At 70.3% G+C, this 23167-nt stretch carries 21 protein-coding genes, 2 tRNA genes and 4 pseudogenes; 16 read left to right on the forward strand and 11 right to left on the reverse strand.

What is annotated here, in order from left to right; all coding sequences use genetic code 11:
• Positions 1-16: 16 nt before the first annotated feature.
• The 3 genes from ACWD5Q_RS12955 (at position 17) to ACWD5Q_RS12965 (ending at position 4024) form a co-directional block, all read left to right on the forward strand.
• Positions 17-2566, forward strand: coding sequence for an MFS transporter (locus ACWD5Q_RS12955; RefSeq protein WP_451427033.1), 2550 nt, complete (start codon positions 17-19; stop codon positions 2564-2566).
• A 111-nt stretch (positions 2567-2677) separates the two neighbouring features.
• The gene (locus tag ACWD5Q_RS12960) at positions 2678-3499 is read left to right on the forward strand and encodes a YceI family protein (RefSeq protein WP_451427034.1); all 822 of its coding nucleotides are present in this window, start codon (positions 2678-2680) and stop codon (positions 3497-3499) included.
• Between the two features lie 51 nt (positions 3500-3550).
• A complete protein-coding gene (locus tag ACWD5Q_RS12965) occupies positions 3551-4024 on the forward strand; it encodes a PPOX class F420-dependent oxidoreductase (protein WP_451427035.1) in 474 nt (157 codons plus the stop codon).
• 121 nt (positions 4025-4145) lie between these two features.
• On the opposite strand, the gene ACWD5Q_RS12970 is transcribed toward ACWD5Q_RS12965, so the two are convergent.
• The 5 genes from ACWD5Q_RS12970 to ACWD5Q_RS12990 form a co-directional block, all read right to left on the reverse strand.
• Positions 4146-6377, reverse strand: coding sequence for a glycosyltransferase family 39 protein (locus ACWD5Q_RS12970; RefSeq protein ID WP_451427036.1), 2232 nt, complete (start codon positions 6375-6377; stop codon positions 4146-4148).
• The gene (locus ACWD5Q_RS12975) at positions 6374-7867 is read right to left on the reverse strand and encodes a glycosyltransferase (protein WP_451427037.1); all 1494 of its coding nucleotides are present in this window, start codon (positions 7865-7867) and stop codon (positions 6374-6376) included. The genes ACWD5Q_RS12970 and ACWD5Q_RS12975 overlap by 4 nt, the downstream gene beginning before the upstream one ends.
• Positions 7868-7881: 14 nt before the next feature.
• On the reverse strand, positions 7882-9549 hold the full coding sequence (locus ACWD5Q_RS12980; protein WP_451427038.1) for a HAMP domain-containing sensor histidine kinase: 1668 nt from the start codon (positions 9547-9549) through the stop codon (positions 7882-7884).
• Entirely contained in the window at positions 9546-10286 is a 741-nt protein-coding gene (locus ACWD5Q_RS12985) for a response regulator transcription factor (protein ID WP_451427039.1), read from the reverse strand. Before ACWD5Q_RS12985 ends, ACWD5Q_RS12980 begins: the two co-directional genes overlap by 4 nt.
• Before the next feature lie 245 nt (positions 10287-10531).
• Positions 10532-11398: a DUF2797 domain-containing protein gene (locus ACWD5Q_RS12990; protein ID WP_451427040.1), complete on the reverse strand. Its 867-nt coding sequence runs from the start codon at positions 11396-11398 to the stop codon at positions 10532-10534.
• Between the two features lie 302 nt (positions 11399-11700).
• On the opposite strand from ACWD5Q_RS12990, the gene ACWD5Q_RS12995 reads away from it, so the two are divergent.
• Positions 11701-12531 (forward strand): hypothetical protein, encoded by an 831-nt coding sequence (locus ACWD5Q_RS12995; protein WP_451427041.1) that lies wholly within the window; start codon positions 11701-11703, stop codon positions 12529-12531.
• A gap of 1 nt (position 12532) precedes the next feature.
• Here ACWD5Q_RS12995 and ACWD5Q_RS13000 read toward each other — a convergent pair whose 3' ends face one another.
• Complete coding sequence (locus tag ACWD5Q_RS13000; RefSeq protein ID WP_451427042.1) at positions 12533-13006, reverse strand: transposase domain-containing protein; 474 nt, start codon at positions 13004-13006, stop codon at positions 12533-12535.
• Between the two features lie 195 nt (positions 13007-13201).
• On the opposite strand from ACWD5Q_RS13000, the gene ACWD5Q_RS13005 reads away from it, so the two are divergent.
• The 3 genes and pseudogenes from ACWD5Q_RS13005 to ACWD5Q_RS13015 form a co-directional block, all read left to right on the forward strand.
• Positions 13202-13741 (forward strand): hypothetical protein, encoded by a 540-nt coding sequence (locus ACWD5Q_RS13005; protein ID WP_451427043.1) that lies wholly within the window; start codon positions 13202-13204, stop codon positions 13739-13741.
• Between the two features lie 109 nt (positions 13742-13850).
• A pseudogene (locus ACWD5Q_RS13010) lies at positions 13851-14159 on the forward strand (transposase); the annotation flags it as partial.
• Positions 14159-14344 (forward strand): annotated as a pseudogene (locus tag ACWD5Q_RS13015) (site-specific integrase); the annotation flags it as partial. The pseudogenes ACWD5Q_RS13010 and ACWD5Q_RS13015, both read left to right, overlap by 1 nt.
• A gap of 236 nt (positions 14345-14580) precedes the next feature.
• Here the strand turns inward: ACWD5Q_RS13015 and arsM are convergent.
• Positions 14581-15471 (reverse strand): arsenite methyltransferase, encoded by an 891-nt coding sequence (gene arsM / locus ACWD5Q_RS13020; RefSeq protein ID WP_451427044.1) that lies wholly within the window; start codon positions 15469-15471, stop codon positions 14581-14583.
• A 105-nt stretch (positions 15472-15576) separates the two neighbouring features.
• On the opposite strand from arsM, the gene ACWD5Q_RS13025 reads away from it, so the two are divergent.
• Genes ACWD5Q_RS13025 through ACWD5Q_RS13035 form a run of 3 tightly spaced genes read left to right on the forward strand, consistent with a single transcriptional unit; the run spans position 15577 to position 17131 of the window.
• On the forward strand, positions 15577-15948 hold the full coding sequence (locus ACWD5Q_RS13025; protein WP_451427045.1) for an ArsR/SmtB family transcription factor: 372 nt from the start codon (positions 15577-15579) through the stop codon (positions 15946-15948).
• Complete coding sequence (locus ACWD5Q_RS13030) at positions 15945-16679, forward strand: aquaporin (RefSeq protein ID WP_451427046.1); 735 nt, start codon at positions 15945-15947, stop codon at positions 16677-16679. The genes ACWD5Q_RS13025 and ACWD5Q_RS13030 overlap by 4 nt, the downstream gene beginning before the upstream one ends.
• 29 nt (positions 16680-16708) lie before the next feature.
• Positions 16709-17131: an arsenate reductase ArsC gene (locus ACWD5Q_RS13035; protein ID WP_451427047.1), complete on the forward strand. Its 423-nt coding sequence runs from the start codon at positions 16709-16711 to the stop codon at positions 17129-17131.
• 130 nt (positions 17132-17261) lie between these two features.
• On the opposite strand, the gene ACWD5Q_RS13040 is transcribed toward ACWD5Q_RS13035, so the two are convergent.
• The gene (locus tag ACWD5Q_RS13040) at positions 17262-17732 is read right to left on the reverse strand and encodes an NUDIX domain-containing protein (protein ID WP_451427048.1); all 471 of its coding nucleotides are present in this window, start codon (positions 17730-17732) and stop codon (positions 17262-17264) included.
• 2 nt (positions 17733-17734) lie between these two features.
• A pseudogene (locus tag ACWD5Q_RS13045) lies at positions 17735-18064 on the reverse strand (XRE family transcriptional regulator); the annotation flags it as partial.
• Between ACWD5Q_RS13045 and ACWD5Q_RS13050 the strand changes: the two are divergent.
• From ACWD5Q_RS13050 to ACWD5Q_RS13070, 5 genes and pseudogenes are all read left to right on the forward strand, one after another.
• Positions 18060-18611: a hypothetical protein gene (locus tag ACWD5Q_RS13050; protein ID WP_451427049.1), complete on the forward strand. Its 552-nt coding sequence runs from the start codon at positions 18060-18062 to the stop codon at positions 18609-18611. The pseudogene ACWD5Q_RS13045 and the gene ACWD5Q_RS13050 sit on opposite strands and share 5 nt — an antisense overlap.
• A 50-nt stretch (positions 18612-18661) precedes the next feature.
• Positions 18662-19276, forward strand: coding sequence for a DUF2637 domain-containing protein (locus ACWD5Q_RS13055; protein WP_451427050.1), 615 nt, complete (start codon positions 18662-18664; stop codon positions 19274-19276).
• Positions 19277-19420: 144 nt separating this feature from the next.
• Positions 19421-20299, forward strand: a pseudogene (locus ACWD5Q_RS13060) (replication initiator); the annotation flags it as partial.
• Between the two features lie 256 nt (positions 20300-20555).
• A complete protein-coding gene (locus ACWD5Q_RS13065; RefSeq protein WP_451427067.1) occupies positions 20556-20738 on the forward strand; it encodes a helix-turn-helix domain-containing protein in 183 nt (60 codons plus the stop codon).
• 206 nt (positions 20739-20944) lie between these two features.
• On the forward strand, positions 20945-21775 hold the full coding sequence (locus ACWD5Q_RS13070; protein WP_451427068.1) for a site-specific integrase: 831 nt from the start codon (positions 20945-20947) through the stop codon (positions 21773-21775).
• 157 nt (positions 21776-21932) lie between these two features.
• Here ACWD5Q_RS13070 and ACWD5Q_RS13075 read toward each other — a convergent pair.
• Together ACWD5Q_RS13075 and ACWD5Q_RS13080 are read right to left on the reverse strand one after the other, a co-directional pair.
• Positions 21933-22005: transfer RNA gene (locus tag ACWD5Q_RS13075), tRNA-Arg, on the reverse strand.
• A 219-nt stretch (positions 22006-22224) separates the two neighbouring features.
• Positions 22225-22315, reverse strand: a tRNA-Ser gene (locus ACWD5Q_RS13080).
• A 315-nt stretch (positions 22316-22630) separates the two neighbouring features.
• Here ACWD5Q_RS13080 and ACWD5Q_RS13085 point away from each other — a divergent pair.
• Positions 22631-23110, forward strand: a complete 480-nt coding sequence (locus tag ACWD5Q_RS13085; RefSeq protein ID WP_451427051.1) for an SSI family serine proteinase inhibitor — start codon at positions 22631-22633, stop codon at positions 23108-23110.
• Positions 23111-23167 lie beyond the last annotated feature (57 nt).

Raw genomic sequence — 23167 nt, forward strand, 5'->3', positions numbered from 1 at the left:
TAAGAAAAGGAAGTCCATGGCAACGACCACACCAGCCGGTGTGCGGGCTCACGCCAAGCACGGGGGAGGCTCCCCGGACGGCGCTCCGATGACACACCGGCAGATCATGGAGGCCCTGTCCGGGCTCCTGCTCGGCATGTTCGTGGCGATCCTGTCGTCCACGATCGTCTCCAACGCCCTGCCGCACATCATCGGCGACCTCGGCGGCGGCCAGTCCGCCTACACCTGGGTCGTCACCGCGTCACTGCTGGCCATGACCGCGACCACCCCGCTGTGGGGCAAGCTCGCGGACCTCTACAGCAAGAAGGCACTCGTCCAGATAGCCCTGGTCATCTATGTCCTGGGCTCGATGGCCGCGGGCCTGTCGCAGAACCCCGGCACGCTCATCGCCTGCCGTGTCGTCCAGGGCATCGGCGTCGGCGGTCTGTCCGCGCTGGCGCAGATCGTCATGGCGGCGATGATCTCCCCGCGTGAGCGCGGCCGTTACTCGGGCTACCTCGGCGCCACCTTCGCCGTCGCCACCGTCGGCGGCCCGCTGATCGGCGGCGTCATCACCGACACCTCCTGGCTCGGCTGGCGCTGGTGCTTCTACGTCGGCGTGCCCTTCGCGGTGATCGCGCTGATCGTGCTGCAGAAGACCCTGCACCTGCCCGTGGTGAAGCGGGACGTCAAGGTCGACTGGGCCGGCGCGCTGTTCATCTCCGCCGCCGTCTCCCTGCTGCTGGTCTGGGTCACCTTCGCCGGTGACAAGTACGACTGGCTGTCGTGGCAGACGTACACCATGGTCGCGGGCTCCATCGTCCTCGGCGCGGTCTTCGTCTTCATCGAGACCAAGGCCGCCGAGCCGATCATCCCGCTGCGGCTGTTCCGCAACCGCACCATCACCCTGTCGTCGCTCGCCTCGCTCTTCGTGGGTGTCGCGATGTTCACCGGCACGGTGTTCTTCGCCCAGTACTTCCAGCTCGCCCGCGACAAGTCCCCGACGATGTCCGGTGTGCTGACCATCCCGATGATCGGCGGCCTGTTCGTCTCCTCCACCGTCTCCGGCCAGATCATCACCAGGACCGGCAAGTGGAAGGCCTGGCTGGTCAGCGGTGGCGTGCTCATCACGGCCGGGCTGGGCCTGCTCGGCACCCTCCGCTACGACACGGACTACTGGAAGACCGCCGTCTTCATGGCGCTGATGGGCCTCGGCATCGGCATGATGATGCAGAACCTGGTGCTGTCCACGCAGAACCAGGTGGCACCGACCGACCTCGGCTCGGCCAGCTCCACGGTGACCTTCTTCCGGTCCCTCGGCGGTGCGATCGGCGTCTCCGCGCTCGGCGCGTTCATGGCCCACCGGATCACCCACTACTTCACGGACGGCCTCGCCGACCTCAGCCCGAAGTACGCGAGGCTGGCGGCCAGTTCGGGCTCCGACGGCGCCATCCCGGACCTGGCGAAGATGCCCCGGCCGCTGCGCACCCTCATGGAGAGCTCGTACGGCCACGCCATCGGTGACGTCTTCCTGATCGCCGCGTGCCTGGCGTTCCTCGCCTTCGTGATCACGCTGTTCATCAAGGAGGTCCCGCTGCGGACCCAGGGCGGCCTGGCGCAGGCCGCGGCGGCCGAGACCGAGGCCGACCAGGCCCCGGCGGCCACCGAGACCGCCACCGCCGGGATCGCCGCTCCGGCCGAGGAGAAGGTTCCCAGCTGGGCCGTGGCGAGCACGGAAACCCCGTCCGGCGGCACGGCCACGGCCACGCAGCAGCGGCACGCGGCCGTCGCCACCCTCGCCGCACCCGGCGAGTCCACGCCGTCCGGCGGCACCCCGGTGCGCGGTTTCGTCCGCGGCGCCGAGAGCGCCCCGGTCCCGCAGGCCGCCGTCACGCTGATCTCCCTCGGGGGACGCCAGCTGGGCCGGGCGGTCGCGGGGGCCGACGGCTCCTACGCCGTGGACGCGCCGGGCACGGGCTCGTACGTCCTGATCGCCTCCGCCGACGGCTACCAGCCGCAGGCGTCCACGATCGTGGTGAACGACGAGCCGGTGGCGTACGACATCCTGCTCAGCGGCACCAGCGGCCTGACCGGTGTCGTCCGGGCCGCCGAGACCACGCTGCCGGTCAAGGACGCCATGGTGATCGTCACGGACGTCCGCGGTGATCTGCTGGCCACCGCCACCACCGGCGAGCAGGGCGACTTCTCCTTCGCCGAGCTGGTGCCGGGCTCCGTCACCGTCGCGGTGAACGCCCTCGGCTTCCGGCCGCGGGCCCTGCCCGTCGAGGTGGGCGGCACCGGGGTCACCCGGATCGAGGTCGACCTCGACTCCGGCGCCCGGATCCAGGGTGTCGTACGGGCCCCGCACGGCCCCCTCGCGGACGCGCGGGTGACCCTGGTGGACGCGGCGGGCAACGTGGTCGGCACGGCCACGACCGGCACGGACGGCGCGTACGCCTTCACCGACCTGAACGGCGGCGAGTACACCGTCATCGCGACCGGCTACCCGCCGGCCGCCACGGCGGTGAACGTGAGCGGCCGCGGCGTCGACGACCACGACATCGAACTCGCCCACCCGGGCGAGTAGGCCGGACCCCGGCCCGTGGGGGGCGCGCTCTGAGCGGAGGTGCGCCCCCACGGGCCGGATTTTTTTGAGCCTTCTACGGGGATATTCAAGGATTTAGAGGGAGACCACACGATGGCACTGACCGCACGGATCCGTACGCGGGACGGCTGGGCCGTGTCGCACGCGGTCGTCACCGTGACCGACATGACCGGTTCGCAGGTGCTGCGCGCCGAGGCCGACGCGGAGGGGGCCGTCCGGGACACGACCGCACTGGCACCGGGCGCGTACACGGTGATCGTGACCGCGGTCGGGTACGCGCCCGCCGCCTCCACCGCGATCGTCACCGCGAGCGGCCGGGCCGAGATCGGCACCGTGACGCTGGCCCGGCAGGGCGGCGCCGAACTGCCCCCGCCCGGGCCGTGGACCATCGACCCGGCGCACTCCTCGGTGGGCGCGGTCGCCCAGCACCTGGGCATCTCCAGCGTGCACGGCCGGTTCACCGAGTTCTCCGGGCGTATCGAGATCGCCCCGGACGAGGTGCAGAAGTCCCGCGTCGAGGCGGTCATCAGCACCGCGTCCATCGACACGGGCAACGGCATGCGCGACACCCATCTGCGGTCGGCCGACTTCCTGGACGTCGAGACCTATCCGCAGATCACCTACCGCTCGACCGGCCTGACGCCCGCGGGCTCCGACCGCTGGACGGTCCACGGTGAGCTGGGCATGCGCGGCATCGTCCGCCCGGTCGACCTGAACCTCGCCTACCTCGGCACCGGCGCCGACCCGTGGGGCGGCACCCGTGCGGCCTTCCGCGCCACGACGGAACTGCGCCGCGAGGACTTCGCGATGAACTACAACCAGGTCCTCCAGGCGGGCATCGCCGCGATCGGCACGACGCTGCGGGTGGAGCTGGACATCCAGGCGGTGCAGGGCGAGTCACTCCCGCAGGCGTAGGCACAGCGGGGTCAGCCCCTCCGGCCCGGTGAACGCCTAGGCTTGCGTCCCATGGCACCGAACATCGCGACGAACACCGCCGTATCGCGGGACGAGCTGCTGGACTTCGTCCGCCCCCGGCACCGTGCGATCCTGCTGACGCGGCGCGCCGACGGAAGCCCCCAGGGGTCGCCGCTGGCCTGCGGGGTCGACGGCTCGGGACGCATCGTGGTCTCCACGTACCCGGAGCGGGCCAAGACGCGCAACGCCAAGCGGGACGAGCGGGTCAGCCTGATCGTGCTCAGCGACGACTGGGACGGGCCGTGGGTCCAGATCGACGGCACCGCCGAGGTCATCGACGCGCCGGACTCCGTCGAGCCGCTCGTGGAGTACTACCGCACCATCGCGGGCGAGCACCCTGACTGGGACGAGTACCGCGAGGCCATGGTCAGACAGGGCAAGTCGATCATCCGGATCACCCCGGTGCGGTGGGGCCCGGTGGCGACCGGCGGCTTCCCCGCCCGCCTCGCGCCCCCGCAGGCCTGACCGCAGGGGCCCGCGCCCGTCATCCCCGGGTCTTCCGTTCCGTCGCCGCGCACAGCGGTGGGCCGGGCACCTGCCCGGCCCACCGCCCGGAGGCCGACCGTCACCTCGCGGGGACCGGTCGTCAGCCGCCGGTCTTCCGCGTGAGGTCGTAGAAGGTGGCCGAACCGACCGTCACCTTCGTGAAGTTCTTCTCGACCCACGCGCTGATCTGCGAGGAGTCGTCGGAGCCGCCGGCACTGCCGCCCCGGCCGCCGAAGCCGCCGCCGGAGATGAAGTAGTGGATCCTGCCCTGCGCCACGTCCTTCTGGAACTGGGCGAGCGTCGGGGACGGGTCGCTGCCGTTGAAGCCGCCGACCGCCATCACCGGGTCGCCGGTGGCGAGTTGGTAGCTCGCGGCGTTCTGGGAGCCGACGGACGCGGCGACCCAGGTGTAGTTCCCGGCGTCCTTCTGCAGCAGCTCCTTGGCCGCGGAGTCGACCCGGGCGCCGCCCAGCAGGCCGCCCATGCCGCCGCCCATGCCGCCCTCGCCCATCCGGCCGCCGCCGGGGAAGCCGTTGCCCGGCTGCTGACGCTGGTTCCAGCCGTTCTGGCCCGGCATGCCGCCGCCGGGGAGACCGCCCATGCCGCCGGCACCTCCGCCGGCCCCGTTTCCGCCCGGGAAGCCGTTGCCCGAAGGGCCGTTCCGGGTGGTGCCGTTGCCGTTCTGCCCGCTCCCGCCCGGCAGGCCGCCGCCGAAGCGGCCGCGCATACCGCCACCGCCGAAGCCGCCGCGGCCTCCCATCCTGCTCGCTCCCGCCGGACCGGCCGTCACGATCGAACCGGTGTGGCCCTCGTTCACCGTGGTCAGGGTGTACGCGGTCGGGCCCGCGAGAGAGGCCGTCACACTCACGCCCACCGCCGCGAGGACGAGCCGTCGCCCGAGCCGGGCCACGAAGATCAGGCCGAGGGCGCCGGCCAGACCGCCGAGGAGAACCAGCCACCTCAGCCAGGGCAGGTAGTCCGGCGTGCGGTTGAGGAGCACATATCCCCAGGCCGCGGTCGCCGTGGCGGTGGCCGCGAGCGTGAGCGACGCCCACGTCTTCGACCGCTCCTCCCACAGGACCGTGACGCCCATGCCGACCAGGGCGGCGAGATAGGGGGCCAGGGCCACCGTGTAGTACTGGTGGAAGATGCCGGCCATGTAGCTGAAGACGGCCGCGGTCATCAGCAGCGAACCGCCCCAGACGAGGAACGCGCTGCGGGTCAGGTCCGTGCGCCGCGTCTTCCTCGTCAGCACGAGGCCCGCGACGAACAGGATCAGCGCGGCCGGCAGCAGCCAGGAGATCTGGGAGCCGATCTCGGAGTTGAACATCCGGTTCCAGCCCGTGGTGCCCCACTGGCCGCCGTTGCCGCCGCCCATGCCGCCGACACTGCCGGTCTCCTCGCCGTTGATGCGGCCGAGGCCGTTGTAACCGAAGGTCAGCTCCAGGAACGAGTTGTGCTGCGAGCCGCCGATGTACGGGCGCGAGGACGCGGGCCACAGCTCCACGATCGCGACCCACCAGCCGCCGGAGACGACCAGGGCGACCGTCGCGAGACCGAGCTGGACCAGCCTCTTCCTGAGCTTCACGGGCGCGCAGACCCCGTACACGACCGCCAGGGCGGGCAGGATCAGAAAGGCCTGCAGGGTCTTCGTCAGGAAGGCGAAGCCGACCGCCACCCCCGCCCACACCAGCCACTTGGTGCGGCCGTCCTCCAGGCCCCTAAGGACCAGGTAGACGGTGAGCGCCATCAGCAGGGCGAGCAGTGCGTCCGGGTTGTTGAACCGGAACATCAGCGCCGCGACCGGGGTGAGCGCGAGCACGGCGCCCGCGATCAGGCCGGCCGCGGGGCTGAACCGGCGCCGGACGGCCGCGTACACCACGGCGACCGTGAGGGCGCCCATGACGACCTCGGGGACGAGGATCGCCCAGGAGTTCAGGCCGAAGATCCGCACCGACAGGGCCATCGGCCAGAGCGAGGCCGGGGGCTTGTCGACGGTGATCGCGTTGCCCGCGTCCAGCGAGCCGAAGAAGAACGCCTTCCACGACCTGCTGCCGGCCTGGACCGCGGCCGAGTAGAAGGAGTTGGCGTAGCCCGAGGCGCTCAGGTCGTACAGGTACAGCAGTCCGGTGGCGAGCAGCAGAGCGAGGAACGCGGGGCGGACCCAGCGCGGGTCCTCGGGCCGGCCGCGCCGGAATCGGCGCGCGAGCGGCTGCCGGGGCTCACCGGCACCGGGGGCCGGCGCTGAGGGTGCGGGAGCCGTGGGGGGTGGTCCCCAGGGCCGTGGACCCGCGCCCTCGTGGTGGGCCGGCTGCTCGTACTGGGTGGTCATCGGTAGTCCCTGGGGTCGGTGTCCTGCGGACGCACCGGCTGCACCGGCATGGTCGCGTCCCTCCGGGTGGTGGGGTCCGCGTCGCCATCGGCGCGGACCCGGGTGGGGTCGTACGAGGACTGCGGCGCCGCGGGGCGCTGGGGCAGCGGGGGGTGCGGCTGCTGGGGAGGCTGCTCGAACTGCTGCTGCCCGGACGGGCCGTGGGCGGCGAAGGACCGGGCAGAGATCCGGCCGTCGTCGCACCGGTCCGGGAAGACCCAGGCCCGGAAGAGCAGGAACCGCAGCACGGTCGCCGCGAGGTTGGCGACGATCAGCACCGCCAGTTCCGTGGAGTGCGCGGGGTCGCCGGCCGCCGCGTTCAGGGCGGCGAGGGAGCCGCTGGTGAGGGCGAGGCCGATACCGAAGACGACCAGGCCCTGCGCCTGGTGCCGGACGGCGTCGCCCCGGCCGCGCACCCCGAAGGTGAGCCGGCGGTTGGCCGCCGTGTTGGCGACCGCCGAGACCAGCAGGGCCAGCGCGTTGGCGATCTGCGCGCCCGAGAACTGCCGGAAGAGGCTGTAGAGCACCAGGTAGAAGAGGGTGGACAGGCCGCCGACCACACAGAAGCCGACGAGCTGACGGGCCAGGCCCCGCGGCACGTCCTGGATGTCCCGGTCGCGCGGGTCGTCGCCGAACGGCCGGGCGAGCCGGTCCAGCGGCAGCGAGCCGGTGGCCAGCGCCTTGCCGATCCGCCACACACCCTTGAGGTCGTCGGCCGCCGTCCGCACGATGTGCACGGTCGAGTCGGGGTCGTCGACCCAGTCGACCGGGACCTCGTGGATCCGCAGACCGGCGCGCTCGGCGAGAACCAGCAGCTCGGTGTCGAAGAACCAGCCGGTGTCCTCCACCAACGGCAGCAGCGCCTGGGCCACATCACGGCGGATCGCCTTGAAGCCGCACTGGGCGTCCGAGAACCGGGCCTGCAGCGAACCGCGCAGGATGAGGTTGTAGGCGCGGCTGATGAACTCCCGCCGGGGACCGCGCACGACCCGGGAGGTGCGGGCCAGCCGGGAACCGATCGCCAGGTCGGAGTGGCCCGAGATCAGCGGCGCCACCAGGGGCAGCAGCGCGTTGAGGTCGGTCGAGAGGTCCACGTCCATATAGGCGAGGATCGGGGCGTCCGAGGCCGACCAGACGGTCCGCAGGGCACGGCCGCGGCCCTTCTGCTCCAGCCGGACCGCCCTCACCTCCGTGACCTGCGCCTCCAGCCGCGCGGCCACCTCGGGGGTGGTGTCCGTGGACGCGTTGTCCGCGATCGTGATGCGGAAGGCGTACGGGAACGTGCGCCGGAGGTGCTCGAGGAGCCTGAGCACACACGGCTGGAGGTCCTTCTCCTCGTTGTAGACGGGGATCACTACGTCCAGGACCGGCGTACCGGCCCCGGCGGCCGGGAGGTGCTCCCGGGCCGGCAGGGTGCCGGGAGAAGAGCCGGGAGAAGAATCGGTTCGCATGGAACCGACTCTTCTCAAGCGTCCTGTCGTACCCGTGTGGTGGCGCTGTGGTGTGCCTGTGAGTGCGGCTGCCCGTTCGTCTCGGGAGCGGGCGAGGGCACGTACGGCGTGAGCGCGGGCACCCGCACGGTGAACACCGTCCGTCCCGGCACGCTGTCGACGGTCACCGCGCCGCTGTGCGCGGTCGCCACGGCCTGCACGATGGCGAGCCCGAGCCCGGTGGAGCCGGTGGCCCGGGAGCGCGCCGAGTCGCCGCGCGCGAACCGTTCGAAGACATGCGGCAGCAAGCCGGGCGGAATGCCCTGGCCGTCGTCCTCGACGTCCACGCACAGCCAGGGCCCCCGCCGCTCGACGCGAGCGGTGACGGTCGTGCCGGGCGGGGTGTGGGTGCGGGCGTTGGCGAGCAGGTTGACGAGCACCTGCTGGAGGCGGGCGGCGTCCGCCAGGACGAGTGCGGGCTCGTCCGGCAGCTCGAGCCGCCAGTTGTGGTCCCGTCCGGCCGCGCGCGCGTCGCTGACGGCGTCCACGACGAGCGGGACGAGGTCGGTCCGCTCGAACTGGAGCGGACGGCCCGCGTCCAGCCGGGCGAGCAGCAGCAGGTCCTCCACGAGGAGGGTCATGCGCCCGGCCTCGGACTCGATCCTTGCGAGGGCGTGCCGGGTGTCGGGCCCCATCTCCTCGCGGCCTCGCCTGGTCAGCTCGGCGTATCCGCGGATGGAGGCGAGCGGCGTGCGCAGTTCGTGGCTGGCGTCGGCGACGAACTGCCGTACCCGCATCTCGCTCTGCTGCCGTGCGTGCAGGGCGCCGTGGACGTGGTCCAGCATCCGGTTGAGCGCGGCCCCGACCTGCCCGACCTCGGTGTGCGGATCGGTCTCGGACTCCGGCACCCGCTCCTTGAGGGTGACCTCGCCGGTGTGCAGCGGGAGTTCGGAGACCCGGGTGGCGGTCGCGGCCACCTTGCGCAGGGGCCGCAGGGCGAGCCCGACCAGCACGGATCCGGCGATCCCGGCGGCGACGAGACCGGCGGCGGTGACGCTGACCTCGACGACGATGAGCGTGTCGATGTTGTCGGTGACATCGGAGGTGGGCAGCCCGATGTAGTAGTTGCCGTGCGTGCCCTCCACATACATGACCCGGTACCCGCCCAGGTCCGGGATGTCGACGCTGTGCATGCCCTTCTTCGGCACGGCGGCGAGCGCGGCGGCCTGCGCGGCGCTGAGCCGGCTGGGGACCATGCCCCGGAAGCCGCCGTCGCTGCCGTTGTTCGACTTGGCGACGGCCGCCTCGACGATCCGGCCGCTCGTGTCGACCACGGCGGCGACCGTACCGGGCTGCGTCCCGCCCTTGGTGACGATGAAGTCGAGCTTGTCGTCCGTCGATTGGGCCTGGCCCGGGGAGTTCGGCAGGGACGCGGTGCCGGACGGCGGCTCCGAGCCGCCGACGGGGCCGGGCGGCCCTGCGCCGGGAATCCCCCGGGGCGGCCCGGCGGCACGCCGGCCGGCCTCGGTGACCTGTGCGTTCTTCTGCTGGTTCAGATGCTGGCTCAGCGCGATCGTCGTCACCGTGCCGATCACCGCGCACACCACGGCGATCAGCGTGACCGCCGAGACGACGAGCCGTGTCCGCAGCGTGCGCGGCTGTCGTACTCGCCCCTGCGTCCGCGGCCGTCGTCGGCGGTTCATGACACCGCGGGCTTGATCAGGTAACCGGCACCGCGCCGGGTGTGGATCATCGGCTCCCGGCCGGCGTCGATCTTGCGCCGCAGATACGAGATGTACAGCTCGACCACATTGGCCTGGCCGCCGAAGTCGTACGACCACACACGGTCGAGGATCTGCGCCTTGCTGAGCACACGCCGCGGGTTGCGCATCAGAAAGCGAAGCAGTTCGAACTCGGTCGCGGTCAGGTGGATGCTCTCCCCGGCCCGCCACACCTCATGGCTGTCCTCGTCCAGGGAGAGGTCACCGACGACCAGGACGGAGTCCGAGCGGCGGTCCGCGGCGCCGGAGCGCCGGATCAGCCCGCGCAGCCGGGCCACGACCTCCTCCAGGCTGAACGGCTTGGTGACGTAGTCGTCCCCGCCGGCGGTCAGACCGGCGATCCGCTCCTCCACGGCGTCCTTGGCGGTCAGGAAGAGCACGGGCACGTCGGGCAGTTCGCGACGCAGCCGCCCCAGCACGCTCAGGCCGTCCATGTCCGGGAGCATCATGTCCAGGACGACGGCGTCGGGCCGGAACTCGCGCGCGGCCTGGATCGCGCCGTGCCCGTCCCCCGCGCTGCGGATCTGCCAGCCTTCGTAGCGCAGGGCCATGGACAGCAGTTCGGTGATCGACAGCTCGTCGTCCACCACCAGCACTCGGACGGGGCTCCCGTCCGGCCTCAGCAGTTCGGTGCGCCCCTGGGGCGAGGTCGTGGTCATGGTGGACACCTTGTCGGGGACCTCTGAGAGAGCCCTTTCACCCGTCTGTGATTTCCCTGAGAAACACACAGGCACCTCTCAGGAAACTCCTGGGAAGATCGCGACTTGGCCTGGTTCCGGGGGCCGGTGACCTCGCGCCGGGTCGCCGACAAGCGGGGGACGAGCACCCGTCACCGGGAAGCAGCTGTGACCGGACCGGGGATGAGCGGGCCTCACCGTCCACCCCTTTCTCGGCAACCCTTCTCTCAGAACAGCCCGTCCTGTACGCCCGTCTCCCCCATCTCCCTGACCGGCACGGTCAGTTCCCCGCCCGCGGCCCCCGCCAGCTCCCACCCGGTGATCAGCCGGGTATCGAGTACGACGACCCCGCGCCCGGTGGCCAGATGGAGATCGGGCCCGGCGGCGGCCAGCAGATCGCCGCTCACCACCCCGCCGGCGACCAGCTCGCTCACCACACCGTCCGCCCGCCGAAGCCCCTCCAGCCCGAACACCGCGCCGTGGTCGACGGCCCAGAACGGTGCCCGCTCCAGCGACTCCGGCCAGCCGGCGAGCTCCACCGCCCGCGCATGCAGCTCCGCCAGCTCGGCGGCCCGCACCCCGGCCGGCGGCAGCGCGGCCCGCACCGCGCGCTTGTCGGCGTACGGGATCCGGTCCGGCACCCCCAGCGCCGCCCGCAGCAGCTCCTCGGTGCGGCGCGCCGCCATCAGAGGCCCGTGCCCCAGCCAGCTGAAGGAGACGGCGCCCTGCTCCAGCAGCCGTGCCGGGCCGCGCTCGGCCGCGGTGATCCCGACCTTGACCATGCCGGGCCCGAACCAGGCCAGATACACCCGGTACGGCCGCGGATCATCGGCGACGGTGTCTGCGGCCACGGAGTGCGCCCGGTCGAGCCGCGCACACTCCTCGCACCGCGCGCCGGTGCTCCGCCCCGGGACCTCGGCCCGCACCGGGCACCCGTTCCCCCGCGCCCCCACGCAGGTCCGCACGCTCCCCGCCACGACCCCGAAGGCCACCCGCCTCCCCCGCTCCAGCCCACTGCGCCGCCCCCCTTCCCACCGCAGCGTCGGCCCGCCGTCGCCCCACGACAGCCCCGTACATCTCCACACCCGACTCATCACTACCGAGAGTAGGCGCCCCCACTGACAACGCCCCCGAACGCCGAAGGCCCCGGATCTCCTTCTGTTCCAGTGGTCGTCATGGCCCTGCCTCCGGGCGCCCGGTGCCGTGGCGCGCTTGTTGCTGCCACCGCGCCAGAAAACAACCGGGGCGCTGTCTCTCACTTGTGCAATGGATCAGTAAGTCGTGCATAAAATCTGCGTCGCGGGGGCAACGGCCGTACAACCTGCCGCATCCCTCGCCGATCTGATCGCGTGAGTCAGCCGACTCCACGATCACTTCTCCCTCCAGGGAAACACACATGCGCATACGTGCCACCGTGGCCGCCGTCTCCGGCGCCCTGGCGCTCTCCGCCCTCGCAGTCCCGGCCGCGCAGGCCGCCACCGACTCGGGCGCGCCGTACACGCTGAACGCAAGCTTCTCCAACGTCTCGATCGCCAAGTCGATCAAGGTCGGGACCACCAGCGAGGTCAGCGTCAAGTACACGTACACGCTGACGCACGGCTCCACCGTGAACATCGCCGCGAAGGACTTCTACACGGACGTCTTCCTTTACCACGGCACCTACAGCGACACGGCCCCCGAGCTGTACGGCGACAACCCGGCGACCTGCACCGCCACCTCGTCGACGACGGCCACCTGCACGGGCTCCATCGACATCTACCCGTCCGACGGCGACCTGAAGAACGCCTGGGCCGGCAGCTGGAGCGTGGCCGCCGAGGCCGTCGCCTTCAACGGCCAGGACCCGAACAACCCCGACATGAGCAAGGTCGGCTACAAGGATCAGAGCGGCCTCGGCACCACCCTGGTCCAGCGCAACTCCAAGCTGACGACCACCGTGAGCTCGACGTCCGTCTACAAGGGCAAGACCTTCACGGTGTCGGGCAAACTGACCCGCGCGGACTGGGAGCACCACACGTACAACAACCTCGGCGGTCAGCCCGTCAAGCTCCAGTTCCGCAAGGCGGGCACCAGCACCTACACCACCATCAAGACGGTGACCACCGACTCGTACGGCAACCTGAAGACCACCGCGACCGCGAACTCCAGCGGCTACTGGCGCTACAGCTTCGCCGGTATCACCACGACCCCGGCGGTCAGCGCCACGGGTGTCTACGTCGGCGTGAAGTGAGTCAGAGCGTCCGCCAGTAGGTCATGGACGCGTCGAAATGGACGGCACGACGGAGACGACTTGGATGATCACGGAGTTCCCTACGCTCTGTGACCAGATGGAGAGTTCGTGTTCGTCGTGCCTGCCTCGAACAGGGCCCGCAGCGGACGGACCCCGAGGCGGCACCGCTCGTGCCACAGAGCGGTGCCGATAACCCCCGGATCGGCAATGAGCCCTGGGCGGTGGTCAACCGGGCCCAGACCGCCTGGTAACCGCACTTCTCGAACAGCGCGGCGGCCAGCAGCAGGTGGACCACGACCCGGGCCGGCAGCTTCCGCAGCCGCTGCTGCACCGCCCCGCACTCGGCCGGCACCGCATCGACCAACTCGAACGGCGCGATCCGCGTCAACTCGCCCAGGCCTCCTGGGGCGAGGACACCCGCGGCTGCCGCGATCTTGCGGGGAATGACCGACTGACCCGACAGCGGAGCCTTCACCTCACCGCTGCGGTGAGGACCGCGCCAACCGTGAAGAGCGTCCCTGCACCCACGCCTACGGCTGCTCTGTGTGCGCCCAGGAGCTGGGGCCTGACAGTTTTGGCGACGTTCTGACACGCGGCCTGTTGACGCCGCGTTCCACACGGCGTTGGATCGTCTCCGCCCGCGCGGGTGTACGGGCAGAGGGCGGGGACGATGACCGAGGACGCCAGACCCGGGCTGATAAGGGTGGTGTACTTCCGGCAGACGTCCGCACTGATGATGGGCGCGGGCGCGGTGCTGTCCGAAGGGTTGCTGCTGGTCTTGATCGGTACGGCTCACCGGTTGGAGACCCTCCTGGTGGGAGCAGTTGCGGTGGCTCTTGTGTCCCTGGTGCTACTGCCGCTGCGCTTCCGTCTCCCCGCCCGGCTTCGCCGCACGTACGAGCATGCCGGGCGGATCGACAGCGCCGGAGAACAACCGCATACCGGCCAGGACGCGGCGCAGCGGCTGTCGCTACGGCGCACGGCCGGATTCGTGGGTGGATCGGTCTGCTGGATGATGCTCATCGGCCTGGCATCGCATCAGCTGATGCCGCCCCTCATGCTGATTCCGGTGGCCGTGGCCCAGTGGGCGCAGTCCCGGGCGACCGCGGAATGGGAGCGGGCGAACGGAGCAGACCTGTGGCAGACCGTGCCCGGGCTGCTGGGTGCCCGAGGCCCGGTGTTTCGTGTGCCGGCAGAGGGCGGTGTCTGAAGCCACGGCCTCAGGGACAAGGCTGCCACGCTGTCCGGCGGATCATGGAAAGCGTGCTGGGGGTCTGTACGGTCTTCGGTGTAACTCCCGATCATGGAAGTAATTCCTGATGAGCGACGTGACTGTCTCTGCTGAGGCGGTTGAAGACATCCGGCCGGCCGAGTTGCCGGCGGACCTGCTGGATGACCAGGTGATCGGGCAGTTGGTCGACCGAGCCCGCGCGAGCGGCCTGCAGCTGACCGGCGACGGCGGGCTGCTGCAGCGGCTGACCAAGCGCGTGCCGGAGTCCGCCCTGGAAGGCGAGATCACCGACCACCCCGGCTACGAGAAGCACGACCCGGCCGGTGCTGGCAGTGGGAGCAGCCGTAACGGGACCCGGTCCAAGACTGTTCTGACCGACGTGGGTCCGGTGGAGATCACACCCGGCACACGTGCAGCTCGCTCCTCGTCGCCCTGAAGGTGCACCCGAAGGTCGCGCAGCGAATCCTGCGGCACTCGCAGATCGCCATGACGATGGAGGTCTAGGCCGAAGCCAGCGAGGAAGAGGTGCGGGCCGCGCTCGGAAAGCTGTCCGATGCCATGGGTGGTGCCGGGACCGGCTGATCTCGGCCCGTTGCTGTACTTCGCTGCTGTACGCCCCTGAAACGCCGAAGGCCCCGGATTTCTCCGGGGCCTTCGACCTGTGTGCACTCGGCAGGATTCGAACCTGCAACCTTCTGATCCGTAGGATCGGGCAGGCTATGGGCGGGGGCCCCGCCTTCCTCCCGGCTGATCGCTGATGATCGCTGATGATCGCGATCAACGGTCTCTGTGTGCCGTCGTTGCCGTCAGGGTTGCCGTCAGCTCTGGCAGCCGCAGCCGCTTGCGGCCTTCGCCTCGGCGACGGTAGTCGATGGATCGGCGGCCTGCTCGCCGGACGTGCAACAGGCGGTCACGCCGCAGCAGGCGGCGGTTGCAGAGGAGCCGTTCACCTCGATCACACTGCTGGGCTTGACGGCGCGGACAACCGCGGAGTGCATACCGTCGGCAACCGGATGGGTGGAAGTGATCTCGACCTCCGTGAAGCCGGCGTCCTCCAGTCCCTGGCGGTATTCGGCGAACGACAGGGCACCGGCGATGCAGCCGACGTAGTCACCGCGCTCGGCTCGCTGCTCGGGTGTGAGGCTGTCTTCGGCGACGACGTCGGAGACGCCGATGCGACCGCCAGGCTTGAGGACGCGGAAGGTCTCGGCGAACACGGCGGGCTTGTCGACGGACAGGTTGATCACACAGTTCGAGATCACCACGTCGATGGTGTTCGCGGGCAGCGGGATGGACTCGATGGTGCCCTTCAGGAACTCGACGTTCGTCGCGCCCGCCTTCTCAGCGTTGGCCAGGGCCAGGGTCAGCATCTCGTCGGTCATGTCCACCCCGTACGCCTTGCCGGTGGGGCCGACGCGCCGGGCGGAGAGCAGGACGTCGATGCCGCCGCCCGACCCCAGATCGAGGACGCGTTCACCCGCACGCAGTTCTGCGACGGCGGTCGGGTTGCCGCAGCCAAGTGACGCGGCGACGGCCTCAGCAGGCAGGGCGTCGCGCTCATCGGTGGCGTAGAGCGTCGAACCGAAGTTCTCGTCGACCTCGACCGGCTCCGGCCCGCAACAGGCGGCGCCACCCTCGGTCACCTTCACGGCCGCCGCGGCGTAGCGCTGGCGGACGGTTTCACGCAGGTCAGTGGACTGCTCACTCATGACTCACTCCCAGGTGACGGGGCATGGCGGTATCCCGGAACGGCCTGTATTGACGTTCATTGATGCAACCTTGCGCGTTGAATCGAAAAACGTCAACATAGAGGCATGTCGAAACAAGAGCTTGAGGTGATCGGGCAGGACGCCGCCTGCTGCGCGGGACTGTCCGCGCCGCTGGATGAGGACCAGGCGGCCGAGCTGGCGAAGGTGTTCAAGGCTCTGGGCGATCCGGTCCGGCTCCGGCTGATGTCGATGATCGCCTCGCGTGGTGAGGGCGGCGAGGTCTGCGTGTGCGAGCTGACGCCGGCCTTCGAACTGTCCCAGCCGACGATCTCCCACCACCTCAAGCTGCTGCGACAGGCCGGGCTCATCGACTGCGAGCGGCGCGGGACCTGGGTGTACTACTGGGTGCTGCCCGGTGTTCTGGACCGGCTCGCCGCGTTCCTGACCGCGCCGCAGACCGCCGGAGCCACCGCGTGAGCGCATCCCTGGGCCGACGGCTCGCGGCTGAAGCCGTTGGAACCGGGCTGCTGGTGGCGGTGGTGGTCGGCTCCGGTATCCAGGCCACCGAGCTGTCGCGCGACGTGGGCGTGCAACTGCTCGCCAACTCCCTCGCCACCGTCTTCGGCCTGGGCGTGCTGATCGCCCTGCTCGGGCCGGTCTCCGGCGCGCACTTCAACCCGGCCGTCACCCTCGCTGCCTGGTTCACCGGCCGCCGCAAGGCTGACGGCCTCTCCCTGCGGGACGTGGCCGCGTACGTGCCTGCACAGATCGCCGGTGCTGTTGGCGGGGCAATCCTGGCCGACGCGATGTTCGCCAAGCCGCTGGTCCAGTGGTCCACGCACGACCGGTCCGCCTCTCACCTGTGGCTCGGTGAGGTGGTCGCCACGGCCGGGCTGATCCTGCTGATCTTCGGACTTGAACGCATCGGCAATGCCTCCCTCGCACCGGTGGCCGTGGCCTCGTACATCGGAGCCGCCTACTGGTTCACCTCCTCCACCTCCTTCGCGAACCCGGCAGTGACCATCGGCCGGGCCTTCACGGACACCTTCGCCGGAATCGCCCCTGCCTCCGTCGCCCCGTTCATCGCTGCCCAACTGGCCGGGGCCGTGCTCGGGCTGGGTGCCGTCATCGCTGTGTACGGCCGCCCCGCCCCCACGGGGGACAAGGCCGTCGTCCCACACGGCGAACCAGAACTCGCCTCCTCCTGATCCGCTCCGCCTCCCGAAAGACGCCTGCCATGAGCACCCCCGCCCCGCGCCCCTCGGTTTTGTTCGTCTGCGTCCACAACGCCGGCCGCTCCCAGATGGGCGCCGCGTTCCTGACGCATCTTGGCGGTGACCAGGTCCAGGTCCGCTCGGCTGGCTCCGCCCCCGCCGATGCGGTCAACCCCGCCGTGGTCGAGGTCATGGCGGAGGTCGGCATCGACATCTCCGCCGAGACACCCAAGGTCCTCACCACCGAGGCGGTGCAGTCCTCGGACGTGGTGATCACAATGGGCTGCGGGGACGCCTGCCCGCTCTTTCCCGGCAAGCGGTACCTGGACTGGCAGCTGAACGACCCGGCAGGCCAAGGAATCGACGCGGTGCGGCCCATCCGGGACCAGATCGAGCAGCGCGTGCGCGGCCTGCTCACAGAACTTGGGATCCCAACACGGGCATGACGGACTGTTGCGTGGGCCCACTCGGCGAGGTGCGAGTTCCGCCCTCTCCTACCGTGATCGTCGGCAGGCGCAGACAGGGTCGGCGTGTGCCGCCGCTGCCTTCAGCGTTGCCAACATCAGGGTCTACGCATCAGCCGAGGTACGGCTTCTCGCGATGTTCCAGAAAGTGCTGAAGCCGCAGCCGCTGCGTGTGGTGCATCGGCAGTTGATCGATCTCTTCCGGCTGGACGAACCTCAGCTCCGTGGACTCGTCCGAAATCGCGAGTCGGCCGCCGACCGTGCGGGCGGTGAAGCAGATGTTGAACTGTCGGCGCACCTCACCGTCCGAGTAGGCGATGACGTGGCGAGGGTCGGTGTACGTGCCCACGAGCCCGGTGATCTCCACGTCCAGCCCCGTTTCCTCCTTCACCTCCCGGACGGCCGTTCCCGGGAGTGAGTCGGTCATCTCCATGCCGCCACCAGGGAGCGCCCAAAGATCGTTGTCTCGTCGGCGCTGAAAGAGAATGCGCCCTTCGTCGTCGGTCACCACGGCGGACGCGGCGACCACCATGCTGTTCGGCTCAGGTGCCGCTGGGTCGTCGTAGTACTCGGTCCGTGCCATGGTCAGCCTTCTCCTACCGGCGTCGCGGTCTCCCACACCGCGTCGAAGCTGCTGGCGTAGGTGTCGAACATGCCGCCCTCTCCGCTGCGCCGAAGATGCCACACGGGAGCACCGTAGGCGTTCACGCCCCAGACATGGGCATTGACCAGCGCCTGATCATCCGCACGATAGATCGAGTTGTAGAGCGTGGTGGCATGGGTCCGCACCTCGATGCCGGGCACCCCGGCAAGGGGGCGGTAGTGCAGGAGGGCGAGTCGGCAACGGGACTCGATGCCGTGGCCGAACCTCTCTTCCTCGCCGCGCTGCTGGACGTTCGTACTATCCGAAGTGCCCGGAGTGGCTGTCGGCGGCCTGCCGGGCTTCGGAAAGACCTCGCATGTGAACCGGCTGGTGTGTGACTGGGCGCCCTCGCCGGCCGTGCAGTTCGTCTTCTTCGACGGGAAGGTGTCCCACGCCTACGAGGGTGACTACGCCGACCTCGTACAGCGGGCGTTCGCGTTCTGCGGGGATGACCTGGAAGAAGCGAACAAGCTCCTCAAGGAGCTGGTGGAGCTGCGCCGTGCCCGCTCCGCGAGCATCCGCAAGGTGCTCGGCACAAAGAACATGTGGCACGTCGGCCCGTCGGCTGACTGGCCCCTGATCGTCATCGTCATCGACGAGGCCCACACCTACTTCCGCGACCACAAGGGCTCCGACCCGGCCACGAAGCGGCTCGCGGCATTCGCTGCGGAGAACGCCCGGCTCACGGCAGGACTTCGACTTGGCCGGTCGGATCGGCATCGCCGCCTACCGCGTCGCCAACACCAACGAACGTCGGTCCTGGAGACCTACCCCGGCCCGAACGCCGCCCGCCGGGCCGGCCTCGCCCCAAGGCCCTGACCACCCCTGACCGATTCCCCACCGGCACCACGAGAGGAGGTGAACTCCCAATGTCCGAGGACCGGATCACCCAGCGCACCGTGACCGTCGTCATGGGCATCATCGCCGCCCTAGCGTTCGTCTTCTCCTTCGGCAACGTCTGGGCCCTGGCCCTGCGCCTGGGCGTCCCCGCCCCCATCGCGCCCCTGATCGCCCCCGTGGTCGACCTGTCCGTGGTCGGTCTCCTGGTCGCCCTGCGCTACGGCCGCGCCGCTGTCGACGCGGTGGCCCCGGTGCTGCTCCTCGGCTGGGGAGCGGTCGGCCCGCAGCTCCTGCGCTCCTTCCACACGGTCGCCACCGATGCAGCCGCCCCGGCCCCCGCGGCCGACACGGAACCGGCCTACGAGCCCGCCCCCGTCTCCGTCGAGCCGGAACCCGTTCCGGCGCCCGCACCGCCCGTCACACCGAAACCGGCCCCGGTCGCTCCGCCCACCACCCTGGCCCCCGCCGCGCCTGCGCCTGCGTCTGCGTCTGCGGTCAAGGTACCTGGTCCACTACTGACCGAGGCACGCTCCATCGCCGCATCCCACCACGCCGAGCGCGGCGAACCCATCACGGCAGCCCAGCTCAAGAGACGGCTCGGCATCGGCCAACCGATGGCCACCGCCCTCCACGCCGCCCTGTAGGGCGGCACCCTCCGCCGGCCTCCCGGCACCTACCACCCTCGCCCGCCCCTGGGCCGACCCGTCATGCCTGCGGGCAGCAGCCCGAGCGCATTCGCTGCTGCCCGCGGGTCCCACCCTCGTGCCGGAAAGGAGCCTCCGCCAGTCATGCCACGCCAACTGGACCTGCGCCATGTGGTCAGCCCCGGCCTGCGGGACCTGATCGAACTGGCCAACAGCAACGACTTCGACCGCGTCACCGAACAGGTCCGCAACCTGCGCGGCTGCACCCGCCCCGTCAACCTTCACGGCTGGTGCACCACTACCGACCAGGCCACCCAGGAAGTGATCCGCTCCTACCGCTCCGAAGACGAACCGTCCGGACGCCTGCTGACCACGTGCGGCAACCGTCGTGCCTCCCGCTATCCCGCCTGCTCCCGCGTCTACGCCGCCGACACCTACCACCTGATCAAGGCCGGACTGTCCGGCGGCAAGAACGTCGCCGAAGCCGTCCGCGACCACCCCCGCGCCTTCGTCACCCTCACCGCCCCCTCCTTCGGCCCCGTCCACAACCGCCCCACCACCAACGCAGGACAGCCCCGCTCCTGCGCCTGCGGCGACACCCACGCCGAAGACGCCCCCGAACTCGGCACCCCGCTGACCCCAGCCTCCTACGCCTACACCGGAGCCGTGCTCTGGAACGCGCACGCCGGACAGCTCTGGGCACGCTTCACCACCTACCTGCGCCGCGCCCTGGCCGAACACCTCGGCATGACGCAGAAGGCGCTCAACGCCGCCCTGCGCGTCTCCTTCGCCAAGGTCGCCGAGTACCAAAAGCGCGGCCTGCTCCACTTCCACGCCGTGATCCGCTTCGACGGACCCGACGGCCACACCACCGAGCCCCCGGCCTGGGCCACCTTCGACGCCCTCAACGTCGCCGTGGGCCTGGCCGTCGAGCGTGCCCGGCTCACGGTCGAGTCCAACGCCATCGGTGAACGCGTCATCGCCTGGGGCAACCGGTACAAGGTCGACCCCATCTCCGCCCTGGGCGACGGCGAACTCACAGACGCCAAGGTCGCCGGATACGTCGCCAAGTACGCCGCGCCTGGCGTCTCGCCCAGGCCGAAGCCGCCCGCACCCGCGCCGGCCTCCCCACCACCGACGAGAACACCACCCTCGTCACCGCCTCCTCCTGGACCTACCTCAGCAGCGGCTACCGCCCCGGCGAAGAACTCCTCGCCGCCCAAGTCCGCCACGACATCGCCCACGCCCAACGCCTCAAGCAGGAAGGACTGGTACCCGCATGACGTCGGCCGTGCTCACCGTGGCCCAGGTCGCCGAGCTTCTCGGCATCAGCCGCTGGAAGGTCCACGACCTGATCCGCTCCCGCGAACTCGCGTCCTTCAAGATCGGCCGTTGCCGCCGCATCAGCGAAACCGCCCTGGACGCCTACGTATCCGTCCGCACCGAACAGGAAGCCGCCTGATGGCCAAGTCCAAGAAGAACGCCAACAACGAAGGCACTATCTACCAGCGCAAGGACGGCCGTTGGGAAGGCAGCGCCTACGTGCTGACGACGGACGGCACGTACAAGCGGCGCAGCGTCTACGGCAAGACCTGGGACGATGCGCACGAGAAGCTGACCAAGCTCGAGGCCGATTCCCTCAACGGTCTCCCGGTCGCCACCAGCAAGATGACCATCGCCCAGTACCTGACGTACTGGCTCACAAACGTCGCCAAGGGCAAGGTTCGTAGGACGCCATACGTCAACTACGAGTCGCTCGTCCGCAACTACGTCACGCCCGAATTCGGGAAGAAGAAGCTGACCCGGCTCACCGCCCGGGACATCCGGGCCTTCTTGACCAAAACTGCGGCCACCTGCCAGTGCTGCGCGCAGGGAAAGGACGAGAAGCGGCCTGAGCACAAGCGGCGTTGCTGCGCCCTCGGCAAGTGCTGCAAGAAGCTCCCGTCTGACCGGACCGTGCGCTTCTTGCTGGTGATCCTGCGGGCCGCCCTCCAGCACGCCGTACGCGAGGACGAGCTGCCCCGAAACGTGGCCCGGAACGGGGAGCTGAGCATGGGAACGCAGCGCGAGATCGAACCGCTCACTGCCAAGGAGGGGCGCCAGCTCCTGGCGGCGGCCCGCGACAACCGGCTGTGGGCCGCATATGAACTGGCCGTCCGTATCGGCCTGCGTCGGGGTGAGGTGCTGGGGCTGCGCTGGTCGGACGTGGACCTTCATGAAGGCGTCCTCACCGTCCGACAGGCCCTACAGCGGGTCGGCGGCGAACTGCTGATCGTCGCGCCGAAGACGCAGCGTTCGGCCCGCCGCGTGGCCCTGCCGGCCGAGTGCGTGACCGCGCTCCGTGCCCAGCGCGCCCAGCAGGTAGCCGACCGGAAGGCCGCCGGTACCAACTGGACGGGAACCGGTCAGGGCCTCGTCTTCACCACGAAGAACGGGACCCCGATCGAGCCGCGCATAGCGCTCCGCCTTCGACCGCGTCGGGGATACGCTGAGGGGTGACGGCAACGGTCTGGACGATGACGACGGCCCGGCCGGTGTCCCCATAGCCGTCTGATCGACCCCCGCGCCGCCTTCTCAGGTGGTTGCCGTCAAACACTGCCGTCAAGGCAAAAGCCAGAGGCCCTGTGGATCGCTCCACAGGGCCTCTGATCTGTTGTGCACTCGGCAGGATTCGAACCTGCAACCTTCTGATCCGTAGTCAGATGCTCTATCCGTTAAGCTACGAGTGCTTGTTTTCTGTTTTTCGTCTTCGCTCCTGGCCCTTCCGGCCCGCTCGCGGCGACAGGAAGAACATTACATGACTGCCGCCGCCATGTGAAATCCATTAGGCACACCCATTGTGACCTGCGAAAACACCCTGAGGACGGGCGGCGAGGCGGCCGGTGGGGGCGTCGGTCCCGGGAACGCCGAAGCCCCGGTCGCGGGGACCGGGGCTTCGGGATCAGGTGCGGAGGCGGAGGGATTTGAACCCTCGATGGGCTTTAAGACCCAAACCGCATTAGCAGTGCGGCGCCATAGACCGGACTAGGCGACGCCTCCAGCACAACCGTCCGCGCGAGCGCGAATGGTGCGTGCAGATGATGACACAGCCGCGCGGGCTGTCACCAATCGCCCCCCACGGTACTAGGCAGGAAGGCCACAGAGCAAAGCACAGGGCCGCCGATCCGGGGGCGGAATGCGCGGGGGAGGCATCAGGGGTCGTTTCATGGTGGTTCCGCCCGGCTTCTTCCCGGTTCCCTCCAGGCCGAGGCGCCCTTGTGTCGCCGACGAGATGGTCTCGTTCCGCCACGGCAGCCACGCCCGCCACTCGGGTCACACCCGAAACCGTCCCGCTTCGCCACCGTTAGTCATGGCATGGTCCAGTTCTCTTCGCGCGCCCTGCTCCTCGGGGCCGTCGCCGTCCTCGCCGCCGCCGCGGCGCCCGCCCCGGCGAGCGCCCACGGCACGCCGCCCCTGCCCCGCGGCGACCAGCTCGTCATCACTGTCCGGCACGCCGGGCGCGCCGACGGGACGTACGTCCTGCGCTGCCACCCCTCGCGTGGCACTCACCCGAACCCCGCCGCCGCGTGCGCCACGCTCGACCGGCGCACCGTCTGGGGCCGCGACCCCTTCGCCCCGGTGCCGCCGCGCGCCCTGTGCACGACGCTGTACGGCGGCCCCGCCACCGCGCGCATCTCCGGGACCTGGGCCGGGCGGCCGGTCGACGCGCGGTACGACCGCCGCGACGGCTGTCAGGTGGCCCGCTGGGACGGCCTCGTTCCCCTGCTGCCGATGGTGCGTTCGTGGGACGAGCACCGCCCGTCCACAGCCGGCGCGGGGGCGCGTCCGAGCTGATGTCGGGGGTTCCCCACGACGACCTGCGCGGTCACAGCTTCTGCGTCACTTCCGCGT

The sequence above is a fragment of the Streptomyces sp. NPDC002513 genome (assembly GCF_053595355.1).